General features: G+C 70.6%; 11 protein-coding genes. 8 read left to right on the top strand and 3 right to left on the bottom strand.

Translation table 11 applies throughout. The annotated features are described in order from the left end of the window. The first annotated feature begins 227 nt into the window (after positions 1-227). A complete protein-coding gene (locus OG787_RS36590) occupies positions 228-1,412 on the top strand; it encodes a MarP family serine protease (protein ID WP_369037855.1) in 1,185 nt (394 codons plus the stop codon). Positions 1,413-1,446: 34 nt separating this feature from the next. Here the strand turns inward: OG787_RS36590 and OG787_RS36585 are convergent, their stop codons facing one another. Then, positions 1,447-1,986: an N-acetyltransferase family protein gene (locus OG787_RS36585; RefSeq protein ID WP_369037854.1), complete on the bottom strand. Its 540-nt coding sequence runs from the start codon at positions 1,984-1,986 to the stop codon at positions 1,447-1,449. A 62-nt stretch (positions 1,987-2,048) separates the two neighbouring features. On the opposite strand from OG787_RS36585, the gene OG787_RS36580 reads away from it, so the two are divergent. Both OG787_RS36580 and OG787_RS36575 read left to right on the top strand, forming a co-directional pair. Further along, on the top strand, positions 2,049-2,948 hold the full coding sequence (locus OG787_RS36580) for a TIGR01777 family oxidoreductase (protein ID WP_369037853.1): 900 nt from the start codon (positions 2,049-2,051) through the stop codon (positions 2,946-2,948). Between the two features lie 217 nt (positions 2,949-3,165). After that, positions 3,166-4,569 carry an NAD(P)/FAD-dependent oxidoreductase gene (locus OG787_RS36575; protein WP_405538118.1) on the top strand — a complete coding sequence of 468 codons (1,404 nt, stop codon included), beginning with the start codon at positions 3,166-3,168 and terminating at the stop codon, positions 4,567-4,569. Between the two features lie 93 nt (positions 4,570-4,662). On the opposite strand, the gene OG787_RS36570 is transcribed toward OG787_RS36575, so the two are convergent. Continuing rightward, entirely contained in the window at positions 4,663-6,108 is a 1,446-nt protein-coding gene (locus tag OG787_RS36570; RefSeq protein ID WP_369037851.1) for a regulator, read from the bottom strand. A gap of 248 nt (positions 6,109-6,356) precedes the next feature. On the opposite strand from OG787_RS36570, the gene lipB reads away from it, so the two are divergent. From lipB to OG787_RS36550, 4 genes are all read left to right on the top strand, one after another. Continuing rightward, a complete protein-coding gene (lipB, locus tag OG787_RS36565; protein ID WP_405538115.1) occupies positions 6,357-7,196 on the top strand; it encodes a lipoyl(octanoyl) transferase LipB in 840 nt (279 codons plus the stop codon). Positions 7,197-7,507: 311 nt separating this feature from the next. Continuing rightward, the gene (gene lipA, locus OG787_RS36560; protein WP_405538113.1) at positions 7,508-8,497 is read left to right on the top strand and encodes a lipoyl synthase; all 990 of its coding nucleotides are present in this window, start codon (positions 7,508-7,510) and stop codon (positions 8,495-8,497) included. A gap of 292 nt (positions 8,498-8,789) precedes the next feature. Then, entirely contained in the window at positions 8,790-8,990 is a 201-nt protein-coding gene (locus tag OG787_RS36555) for a hypothetical protein (RefSeq protein WP_235479716.1), read from the top strand. Positions 8,991-9,070: 80 nt separating this feature from the next. Continuing rightward, positions 9,071-9,769, top strand: coding sequence for a DUF4191 domain-containing protein (locus OG787_RS36550; RefSeq protein WP_105975996.1), 699 nt, complete (start codon positions 9,071-9,073; stop codon positions 9,767-9,769). A 93-nt stretch (positions 9,770-9,862) separates the two neighbouring features. Here OG787_RS36550 and OG787_RS36545 read toward each other — a convergent pair whose 3' ends face one another. Then, positions 9,863-10,330: an RDD family protein gene (locus tag OG787_RS36545; RefSeq protein ID WP_235479714.1), complete on the bottom strand. Its 468-nt coding sequence runs from the start codon at positions 10,328-10,330 to the stop codon at positions 9,863-9,865. Positions 10,331-10,527: 197 nt separating this feature from the next. Between OG787_RS36545 and glnA the strand changes: the two genes are divergently transcribed. After that, a complete protein-coding gene (glnA, locus tag OG787_RS36540; protein ID WP_235479713.1) occupies positions 10,528-11,937 on the top strand; it encodes a type I glutamate--ammonia ligase in 1,410 nt (469 codons plus the stop codon). Positions 11,938-11,967: the final 30 nt, after the last annotated feature.

The raw sequence follows: 11,967 nt of genomic DNA, 5'->3' as shown, positions 1-11,967 counted from the left end.
CTTGGAACCCATGGGCCCAACTGTGGGTCGGTTCCGTTCCGCCCGCGATGTGTGGTGTGCCACTTGGTGGAACCAACGTCCCGGTCCGGGACGTTTTTAGAGGTCCGGGGATCTGAAGCGCCTGTGGGAGTGGGCGGCGGCTGATCACCGGACCCGTCCCGCGCGTACTACCGCATGTAAACCGCATGTACAGGGGGACCAAGGGGTCCAGGAGAAAGGCGGCCGGAGTGGACCTGCTCGACATCCTGCTGTTGCTGGTGATCCTCGGCTATGCCGCGTCCGGTTACCGGCGTGGCCTGGTGGCGGGCTGTGTCTCACTGGCGGGGTTCGTGGGCGGCGCCGTCATCGGGGTGTGGGTGCTGCCGTGGATCATGGAGCTGGTCGAGTCCGGGACGCCCGGTGCCACGGTGACGGCCGTGCTCACGGTGCTGGTGCCTGCGGTGGTGGGTCATGAGCTGATGGGCAGATTCGCGCTGAAGCTGCGCCGCGAGCTGGACCAGGGGCCGCTGCGGGTCGCCGACGGGGTCGGCGGGGCCGTGGCCAACGCGATCGCCGTGCTGATGGTGTCCTGGGTGGCCGCGAGCGTCCTCGGTGCCTCCTCCTCGCCGCTGGTCACGACGGCGATCCGGGACTCGGCGCTGCTGGGCGCGGTGCAGGACGCGATGCCGGAGACCACCCCGACCTGGTTCTCCCGGGCCACGTCCGCGCTCACCCAGGCGGGCTTCCCGCAGGTCTTCAACCCCTTCGAGAACGAACCGGCGACGAGTGTCGCCAAGCCCACCGGGGACAGTGTCACGGCGAGCGCGACGAACGCGGCCAAGATGAGCACGGTCAAGATCGAGGGCGTCGCGGGCAACCAGGGCCGCGAGGGCAGCGGTTTCGTCTACTCCGCCCGGCATGTGATGACCAACGCCCATGTGGTGGCGGGCATCGACGACCCGACCGTCCGGGTGGGCGGCGTCGGGACGGCGTACGAGGCGCGGGTGGTGCTCTTCGACCCCGACAAGGACGTGGCCGTGCTGTACGTCCCCGATCTGCGCGCCCCCGTGCTGCGCTTCGACGACAGCGCGAAGCGGGGCGACTCGGCGGTGGTCGCGGGCTATCCGCAGGACGGCGACCTGAATCTCCAGGCGGCGACGGTCGCCGACAAGGTGCGGGCGCGGGGCCAGAACATCTACAACGACGAGACGGTGACCCGCGAGATCTACTCGATCCGCTCGACCGTCCGCCCCGGCAACTCCGGCGGCCCGCTCCTCACCACGGACGGCGAGGTGTACGGCGTGGTCTTCGCCCGCTCCACGTCCGACGACGAGACGGGCTACGTCCTGACGGTGGACGAGGTCTCCGGTGACGCCGAACGCGCGGCGGCCTCGACGACACCGGTGGACACGGGCGACCTGGTCACGTCGTAGACGTCCTGGCGGCTCCTTGGCTGCTCCTTGGTGGCTACAGCTCCCGGCCCATGAGTACGTCGTCCACGAACTCCCCGTCCAGGAGGAACTCCCTGGGCTGTATGCCCTCGACGACGAAGCCCTCCGACTCGTACAGCCTGCGGGCCGGGGTGTTGTGTCCGAGGACGCGCAGCGAGAGGCGCAGGGCGCCCCGGCTGCGGGCCTCGGCCACGGCGGCCCGGATCAGCAGCCGCCCCACGCCCATGCCACGCGCCTCGTCGGCGACGGCGAGCCCCTGGATCTGCCGGACATGCGCGTTCGACGCGAGCGGGGTGGGCCGGGCGAGCTTGACATAGCCCACGACCAGACCGTCACCGGCCACCGCGACGAGATGGTCGCCCGGTTCGGAGTTCTCGCTGAAGAACGGGGTGTACGGCTGTCTGGGCCGGGGCGAGACGGCGTGCAGGGTGGACCAGGTGGCGCGGTCGAGCCGGCCGAGGACGTCCTCGTCGTCGGGTTGGGCGAGGCGCACGAACGGCTCGCCGCTCCCGTACGCGTCGTTCCGCTGGTGTGATCGCTGTGAGTCGGGCGGCATGGAGATCACTGTAGAGCGGGGGTACGACAACGGGTCAGGGGCAGGTGGCGCAGGATAGGACCATGGAACGCTCGCGAATCGTGGTGGCCGGTGCGTCCGGTCTCATCGGTACGGCCCTGGTGCGGTCCCTGACCGCCGACGGGCACGAGGTGCGCCGCCTGGTACGGCGTGCGCCCCGGACGAAGGACGAGGTCCGCTGGGACCCCGCGGGGCGGACGGTCGACACGGCCGGGCTCGTGGGCTGCGACGCCGTGGTGAACCTGGCCGGGGCGGGGGTCGGGGACCGGCGCTGGACGGACTCGTACAAGCGGACGATCCGGGAGAGCCGTCTCCTGGGGACGGCGACGCTCGCCGAGGCGGTCGCCTCGCTGGACGAGCCGCCGCGGGTCTTCGTGAACGGCAGCGCGATGGGCTACTACGGGGAGACCGGCGAGCGGTCCGTGGACGAGGACGCCCCCGCGGGGGACGGTTTCCTGCCGTCCCTGTGCGTGGAGTGGGAGGCGGCCACGGGCCCGGCCCAGGAGGCGGGCGTCCGGACGGCCTTCGCGCGGACCGGGCTGGTGGTGGCGCGCGCGGGCGGGGCCTGGGCCAAGCTGTTTCCGCTGTTCAAGGCGGGCCTCGGCGGGCGGATGGGCGACGGGCGGCAGTACTGGTCGTTCGTCTCGCTGCACGACGAGGTGGCCGCGATCCGGCATCTCATCGACACCGACGGGCTGTCCGGGCCGTTCAACCTGACCGCACCCCAGCCGCTCACCAACCGCGAGATCACGGCGGCGATGGGGCGTGTGCTGCACCGGCCGACGCTCTTCACGGTGCCCTCGCCCGTGCTGCGGCTGGTGCTGGGCGAGATGTCCGGCGATGTGCTCGGCAGCGCGCGCGTGCTGCCGAAGCGGCTCCTCGAGTCCGGGTTCACGTTCGCGTTCCCGGAGATAGACGACGCGATCCGGGCGGCGCTCGCCTGATCCCCCTCCGCGCCCCGGGTCCGCACCCCGGTTGACCGTGTGCGACGGCATGCGACCGCTGTGCGACCGTGCCCTGTTCATGCGCGACTTCCGCCCGCCGCGAGCCGCCCTACTCTCGGTCCGAACGGTCCGAACGACCGAACTCGCTTATCCCGTACGCCTGTTGGGGCAGCGGAGCCCTGACCGGCCGCGTCACACCGCGATCGAGGGAGGGCACGTGCTTGAGCCCGCGTACCAGGCGGACGTCGTCATCGTGGGGGCCGGGGTCGCCGGACTCGCGGCCGCCCATCGGCTGACCAGCGCAGGAGTAACGACCGCGGTCCTGGAGGCCGCCCCTTACGTCGGGGGCCGGATGGCGACCGAGAAGGTCGACGGTTTCCGGCTCGACCGGATCGGGCAGCTGCTGTCCACGTCGTACCCCGAACTGCGGCTGACCCCGGGCCTCGACGCACTCGTCCTGCGTCCCTTCGCACCCGGTGTCCTGGTGCACAGCGACGGACGCAGGCACCGCGCGGGCGCTCCGCTGAGCGGCGGGGGCGCACGGGGCGCACTCGGTGCGGTGCGCGCCCTGGCGAGCGCCCCCAGGCCGGCGCGGGCGGCCAGGTCCCCCCGGCCGGTGGCATCGGCGGGGGCGCGCACCGGCGCACCGCTCGCCGGGGCGGTCGGCGGAGCGGTCGACCAAGCCCGGCTGGGCGCCGCACTGGGCCGGCTCGCCGCCGTCCCCGTACAGCGCCTACTGGCCCGCCCCGAGCTACCGGCCGCCCGCGCCCTGGCCAACCGCGGCCTGCCCGCACGGACGATCGAGGGCTTCCTGCGCCCGCTGCTCGCCGCGCTGCTCTGCGACCCCGAGCTGACCACGTCGAGCCGGTGCGCGGATCTCGCGCTGCGGGCGTTCGCGAGCGGCCGGCTGTGTGTGCCGGAGGGCGGCGCGGAGACCCTGCCGGAGCTGCTGGCGCGGACACTGCCGCCGGGCACGGTGCACACCGGGGTGCGGGTCACGTCCATCGCCACCAACCTCGTGACCACCGCCGACCACGGCGAACTGCGCTGCCGGGCCCTCCTGGTGGCGACCGACGCCCGCGCCGCCGCCGATCTGCTGCCCGGCCTGCGCGTACCCGACTTCCACCCGGTGACCGTCGTCCACCACACGACCGACGAGCCCCCGGAGACCGGCGCGTTCCTGCTCCTGGACGCGGACCGCCGGGGCCCGGTCGCACACACGTCGGTGATCAGCCGCGTGGACCCGTCCCGCTCCCCCGCGGGCCGCCCGCTGATCTCGTCGACGGTGCTGGGCCCCCCTCCACAGGACGTGGACACGGCGGTACGAGCCCACCTGTCCCGCCTCTACGGCATGTCGACCACCCACTGGGAGACCCTCGCCGTCCACCACACCGCCGAGGCGGTACCGGCAATGCGCCCACCCCACGACCTACGCCGCCCGGTACGCCTCCTGGCAGGCCTGTACGTATGCGGCGACCACCGGGACACCAGCACCGTCCAGGGCGCCCTGCACTCCGGCCACCGGGCCGCGTCAGCGATCCTGACGGATTTGGGCGCGGACCCGGTGCGGGTACCGGAGCCGTTGCCGAGGTGTACGACGGCGACAGCAGAGGCGGCCTGAGCGGGCGCGGGCCTGATAGCGACGGTTCGACCGCGCCCCTTCAGGGGCGCGGGGAACTGCGCGACCAGCCACGACGGCGCCGCACCGAACCGACTACCCGAGCGCAGCAACCTTGTCCCGGTACCCCCTGACGGGCGCCGCGTCCCGATACGGCTCCAACCGCCGCTCGAAGTCCCGCACATACTCCGACGCCCGCACCGACCGCATCTCCGCCGCCGCCCCCGCAGCCTCGGCCCCCAACTGACAGGCCTGGTCCAGCTCACCCAGGCCCAGCCGGGCCGAGGCGAGCACGACCCGGCAGAAGAGCCGGCTGCGGGCGAAAGCGGGCGCACGCAGCTGCAACGAGCGCTCCGCATGCTGCGCGGCGGCCCGGAACTGCTGGAGATCACGGTGGCAGTGCCCGAACTCGTCGGCAAGCTGCGCCTCGTCGAAGAACCGCGCCCAGTGCGGCACTTCATCACCGGGCCGCGCCGCTTCGAGCGCGCGCTCGGCCCGTACGAGCGAGGCCGTACAGGCCCGAACCTCACCGAGCACCCCATGCGCGCGCGCCTCGCACGCGTGCAGCAGCGACTGCACGACGGGCGGCGCGGTCGTACCGACTCCCTGCTGGGCCACCCGCGCGAGCTGCACGGCCTCCCGCCCGTGCCCGAGATAGACGGCCTGCCGGCTCATCGTGGCCAGCACATACGAGCCGTACGCCCGGTCCCCCGCCGCCTGCGCGAGCCGTAGCGCCTGGACGAAGTAGCGCTGGGCGAGGCCGTGCGCGGCGATGTCGTACGACGTCCAGCCCGCGAGCCGGGTGAGATCGGAGGCCGCCGCGAACAGGCGGCGGCCCGTCTGCTCGCCGTATGTGCCGCGCAGCATGGGCTCGGTCTCGTGTTCGAGGTAGCGGACGAGCGCCTGTCTGGCGTGGCCGCCCCCGTAGGCGTCGTCGAGGGTGCGGAACAACTCGCCCACCGAACGGAGGGCGGCGATGTCGCCGCCGGTGACCTTCTGCCCGGGCCCGCGCTCGGCCTGCCCGCGCTGCCGGGGCACGCCGGGTCGCCCCTGCACGGGCACCCGGACCGCGGGCGGCGGCTGCTCGCCACGTCCCACCCGGTCGTCGGGCCGCCCGATCAGCCAGTCCCGGCTGGGCACGACGAGCCCCGCCGGCGTGAAGGCGATCTTGCGCAGCTCGGCATGGCTGCCGGAGTCCTTGCGCCACAGGCCGCTGACGATGTCGACGGCCTCCTCGGGGGTGGCCGCGAACTCCAGCCCCGCGTAGACGGGCGCGCAGGCGTCGAGCCCGAGGTCCTGGGCGGTGAGGCGTCGCCCCAGGCGCCGGGTGAACACCTCGGCGATGAGGGCGGGGGTGGTGCCGCGCGGCTGCTGTCCACGCAGCCATCGGGTCACCGATGTCTTGTCGTATCTGAGATCGAGTCCGTGTTCAAGGCCGAGCTGGTCGACCCGACGGGCCAGACCCGCGTTGGAGAATCCCGCTTCTGCGATGAGCGCGGCGAGCTGTCGATTGGGAGTGCGCTGCGCGGGTCGTTCCGTCATCTGCGGTGCGGTCTCCTGCCTTCGGGCCCTCTGATGTGCCCGGTTTGCTGGTGAGCAGCCCTTATGGCCTGGCGAACGGCGCGAATGTAGCGGAGCGTAAGCAGCCGATCGCACATTTCGACGTACATTCATCCGATCGTGTGAGGATTGGGCGCCGGACTGACGGGAAGCGGGCGGACGTACAGTGGCTTGGGCGCGTTATGTGCCTGACGGAACCAGGGAGCCAGGTAGCCGGGGAGGCGCTTGCCGTGAGTGAGTTGCGGTTCGTCCGTATGGGATTCGGCGCGGAGGGCGCCGATGGCACCGATGTCGTCGACGGCGTCGAGTACGTCGACTACCAGGAGGCCTGGGACGAGCAGCGCCGGGTGCACGCGGCCCGCTTCGCGGACGAGATCCCCGACACCTGCCTGCTCCTCGTACACCCCCCGGTCTACACGGCCGGACGGCGTACCGACCCGAGTGAGCGCCCTCTCGACGGCACTCCGGTCATCGACGTGGACCGCGGCGGCAAGATCACCTGGCACGGCCCGGGCCAGCTGGTGGGCTACCCCATCCAGAAGCTGCCGCGTCCGGTGGACGTCGTGGCGCATGTACGGCGGCTGGAGGAGGCGCTGATCCGGACGTGCGCGGAGTTCGGTGTCGAGACGTCCCGGGTGGAGGGGCGGAGCGGGGTGTGGGTGCTGGGGGACCCGGTGGAGTCCCGCCCCGCGGCATCGCTCGGCGGCCTCTCCCTGGACCTGGACCCGCGCTTGACGGACGACGAGTTCGACCCCCGGCTGAACGGCCCCGAGTACGCACCCTCGAACGCCGGGCAGCGCCGCGAGGACCGCAAGCTGGCGGCGATCGGGATCCGGGTGGCGAAGGGCGTCACGATGCACGGCTTCTCGCTGAACGTGAACCCGGACAATGTGTGGTTCGACCGGATCATCCCGTGCGGGATTCGCGACGCGGGGGTTACGTCGCTCGCGAACGAGCTGGGGCGGGATGTGACGGTGGGGGAGGTGCTGCCGGTGGTGGAGCGGCGGTTGCGGGAGGTTCTGGAGGGGGCGGAGTTGCGGGCGCGGGTGGTGGAGCGGGCGTCGGCGTAGGGGTTCTTCGCCCCCGCCGCCCCTACCCGTTCCCATCCTTCTGGGGGCTGCGCCCCCAGACCCCCGCTGTCGGCCTGAACGGCCTCGTCCTCGAACGCCGGACGGGCTGGGTAGTCAGCCCGTCCGGCGTTTGAGGACAAGGGGGTTCGGGGGCGGAGCCCCCGAGGATGGGACGGGTAGGGGCGGCGGGGGCGAGAAAAAACGGCCTCGGGAATGCACCCCCGCTCCCGAAGGTTGCCCGTCTCGTAGGGCGGGAAGCGCACGGGCGTACCCTGGTGTACGCCGAAGAATCGAAGCTACAGGGAGCCATCGTGTCCGCAGTCGCACCCGACGGACGCAAGATGCTGCGCCTGGAGGTCCGGAACGCCCAGACCCCCATCGAGCGCAAGCCCGAGTGGATCAAGACCCGGGCGAAAATGGGTCCCGAGTACACGAAGATGCAGAACCTCGTGAAGAGCGAGGGCCTGCACACCGTCTGCCAGGAAGCCGGCTGCCCCAACATCTACGAGTGCTGGGAGGACCGCGAGGCGACCTTCCTCATCGGCGGCGACCAGTGCACCCGCCGCTGCGACTTCTGCCAGATCGACACGGGCAAGCCCGAGGCCCTCGACCGCGACGAGCCCCGCCGCGTCGGCGAGTCCGTGGTCACCATGGATCTCAACTACGCCACCATCACCGGCGTCGCCCGTGACGACCTGGAGGACGGCGGGGCATGGCTGTATGCCGAGACCGTCCGCCAGATCCACGAGCAGACGGCGGACCGCGAGGCCGGCCGGACCAAGGTCGAGCTGCTCGCGCCCGACTTCAACGCCGTACCGGAGCTGCTGGCCGAGGTCTTCTCCTCCCGCCCCGAGGTCTTCGCGCACAACGTCGAGACGGTCCCCCGCATCTTCAAGCGCATCCGCCCGGGCTTCCGCTACGACCGCTCGCTCAAGGTCATCACCGACGCCCGCGACTACGGTCTGGTCACGAAGTCCAACCTCATCCTCGGCATGGGCGAGACCCGCGAGGAGGTCAGTGAGGCGCTCCGGCAGTTGCACGAGGCCGGGTGCGAGCTGATCACCATCACGCAGTACCTGCGTCCGACCGTCCGGCACCACCCCGTCGAACGCTGGGTGAAGCCGCACGAGTTCGTCGAGCTGAAGGAGGAGGCCGAGCAGATCGGCTTCTCCGGGGTCATGTCCGGCCCGCTGGTGCGTTCCTCGTACCGCGCCGGCCGCCTCTACCAGATGGCCGTCGAGCTGCGTCAATCAGCTGCTCCGCAGCGGGGTGGCGCGTACATCGCCTCACAGGCGGTCTGAACCGGTCCCCCGGCGCCTGACACACCGTCACCCGCCCTGCCCAGCAAGGGCGCAGCAGACGTGTGAATTCGCGCACAAGTAACTACCCGCCAGTAACGGCCGATTCCGTGCGGTCCTGACCGTCCTCCCAGTTGAGGGCATACGTCAGGGCCGCATCGGCGTTTTCGCCTTCCGTATCAAGGCTTCATCGGTGTTTGACCGGCAGGTCACGCCCTGGTAACACCAATCAGTGACCCTGGCTTTACACGATGTGCACCCTTACCCAGAGCCGTTCCGAGGGGGGAACACCACCATGCAGGCCGCGCCCGTTCGCGCCACACCCATTCCGTCGTTCACCGACGCACTGCGTGCCGTCGAGTCGCTGCTGATGAGCAGCGGCCAGCGCACCGCCCGGCAGAACGCCTGGACCTCCGTCCTGGAGGACCGCCGTCGCGCCAAGGACCGGGTCGAGGCGCAGCGCGTCCTCGAGCAGGCCCTGGCCACCCGTCACTGAGCACCGCTCCCCCGCTTCCCGACTGCCTCCCGACGGCACCGCCGTCGTCGGCGCTTCCAAGGCCACGTAGACTTCACGGCATGGCGAGGAAGGAAACCGCGGCGGACGCCGCGAACCCCGGGCGACTCAAGCAGATCGCTCTGACGTACAAGATGACCCGCAAGGCCGACAAGAAGATCGGTCTTGTACTCGCGGCTGTCGGAATCTTCACCTTCGGTGTCTTCCTCGCGATCGGCTTCCTGATCGGTCACCCGATCTATCTCGGAATTCTCGGGCTCCTGCTCGCCTTCCTCGCGACGGCGATCGTGTTCGGGCGCCGGGCCGAGCGGGCCGCGTTCGGGCAGATGGAGGGTCAGCCGGGTGCCGCGGCAGCCGTGCTGGACAACATCGGCCGGGGCTGGACGACGACCCCGGCGGTGGCGATGAACCGCAGCCAGGACGTGGTGCACCGCGCGGTCGGCAAGGCCGGCATCGTGCTGGTCGCCGAGGGCAACCCGAACCGGGTGAAGAGCCTGCTGGCCGCCGAGAAGAAGAAGATGGCCCGCATCGTCGCGGACGTACCGGTGCACGACCTGCTGGTCGGCACGGGCGAGGGCCAGATCGAGCTGAAGAAGCTCCGTACGACGATGCTCAAGCTGCCGCGCGTTCTCGCCGGCCCCCAGGTGACCGCCACCAACGACCGGCTGCGGGCGATGGGCGACCTGATGAGCAACATGCCACTGCCCAAGGGCCCGATGCCCAAGGGGATGCGCATGCCGCGCGGCGGCAAGATGCGCTGACACCGACATTCCCGTTGTACGACGATGGGGCGCCCGGAGCGATCTGCTCCGGGCGCCCCATCGTCGTACGGCTCGTCGTACGGCACGGAAGTGCTAGATCCGGACCTCCACCGTGCGTGCCAGCCGGTCGTGCAGGCCTCGGCCGTCGCGGTCCCAGATCAGGGGTGGGAGGGCGAGGAAGAACAGGATCGTTCGCAGCGCGGCGCGGAGCGGGCTGACGCGGCCGGTGTCCAGGGCGACGACCCGGAGGCCGAAGAGCCGCTTGCCCGGGGTGAAGCCGAGTGTGCCCAGGGTGAGCAGGAGCAGGGCGAGGAGGATGAGCGGCGCCCAGACCTGCGCGGCCTCGTTATAGCTGTCCGTGACCAGGCCGTATGCGATCAAGAGGCACAGGCCCCAGTCGACCGCCAGGGCGCCGAGGCGGCGGCCCGGGCGGGCGATCGAGCCGGGGCCCTCCTCGGGCAGACCGAGCTGTTCGCCCCGGTATCCGAAGTCGACACCGGCTTCCTCCGCGGCTGCGCGCGGTCCGGAGAGCCACGAGCCGATTGCGTCCCTGTTGTCCACCCGACCACCGTACTGCGCCCGATTTTCGATACCTACAGGTGGGTCGCCCGGCCGGAGTCCGGTTAACTTGGTCGAAACAAATGGGTCATGCCTGAGAAATCACCTGTCCCTAAGGTCGGATCCAACGTGTGCCACCGCACTGGCCGCACGAACGAACTACCACCCCGGCACGGACGGCCGGGAGTAGGAGGAGCTGGATGTTCCAGAACGCCGACGAGGCCAAGAAGTTCATCGCGGACGAGGACGTCAAGTTCGTCGACGTCCGATTCTGCGATCTGCCGGGTGTGATGCAGCACTTCACGCTGCCGGCGACGGCCTTCGACCCGGACGAGGAACTTGCCTTCGACGGCTCCTCGATCCGCGGCTTCCAGGCCATCCACGAGTCCGACATGGCGCTCCGCGCCGACCTGTCCACCGCGCGGGTCGACCCGTTCCGCAAGGACAAGACGGTCAACATCAACTTCTTCATCCACGACCCGATCACGGGTGAGCAGTACTCCCGTGACCCGCGGAACGTGGCGAAGAAGGCGGAGGCGTACCTGGCGTCGACCGGTATCGCGGACACCGCGTACTTCGGTCCCGAGGCCGAGTTCTACGTCTTCGACTCCGTGCGCTTCGCGACCCGCGAGAACGAGTCCTTCTACCACATCGACTCCGAGGCGGGCGCCTGGAACACCGGTGCGCTGGAGGACAACCGCGGCTACAAGGTCCGCTACAAGGGCGGTTACTTCCCGACCCCGCCGGTCGACCACTTCGCCGACCTGCGTGCCGAGATCTCCCTGGAGCTGGCCAACTCCGGCCTCCAGGTCGAGCGCCAGCACCACGAGGTGGGCACCGCCGGCCAGGCCGAGATCAACTACAAGTTCAACACGCTGCTCGCCGCGGCCGACGACCTCCAGCTCTTCAAGTACATCGTGAAGAACGTGGCGTGGCGCAACGGCAAGACCGCGACCTTCATGCCGAAGCCGATCTTCGGCGACAACGGCTCGGGCATGCACGTCCACCAGTCCCTGTGGACCGGCGGCCAGCCCCTCTTCTACGACGAGGCCGGCTACGCGGGCCTGTCGGACACCGCCCGCTACTACATCGGCGGCATCCTCAAGCACGCCCCGTCGCTGCTCGCGTTCACCAACCCGACGGTGAACTCGTACCACCGTCTGGTCCCGGGCTTCGAGGCTCCGGTCAACCTGGTGTACTCGCAGCGCAACCGCTCCGCCGCGATGCGTATCCCGATCACGGGCTCGAACCCGAAGGCCAAGCGCGTCGAGTTCCGCGCGCCCGACTCCTCCGGCAACCCGTACCTCGCCTTCTCGGCGCTGCTGCTGGCGGGCCTGGACGGCATCAAGAACAAGATCGAGCCGGCCGAGCCGATCGACAAGGACCTCTACGAGCTGGCTCCCGAGGAGCACGCGGGCGTCTCCCAGGTCCCGACGTCCCTCCCGGCCGTCCTCGACTCCCTGGAGCGCGACCACGAGTTCCTCCTCCAGGGCGACGTGTTCACGCCGGACCTGATCGAGACGTGGATCGACTTCAAGCGCACGAACGAGATCGCGCCGCTTCAGCTGCGTCCGCACCCGCACGAGTTCGAGCTCTACTTCGACGTGTGATGCATTCCGGTCGAAGTAGAAGTTCTACTC

The sequence above is a fragment of the Streptomyces sp. NBC_00075 genome (assembly GCF_045041225.1).
GTDB lineage: Bacteria > Actinomycetota > Actinomycetes > Streptomycetales > Streptomycetaceae > Streptomyces > Streptomyces adonidis.
Note: the sequence above shows the minus strand (reverse complement) of the source record. Positions and strands in the feature narration are given on the sequence as shown.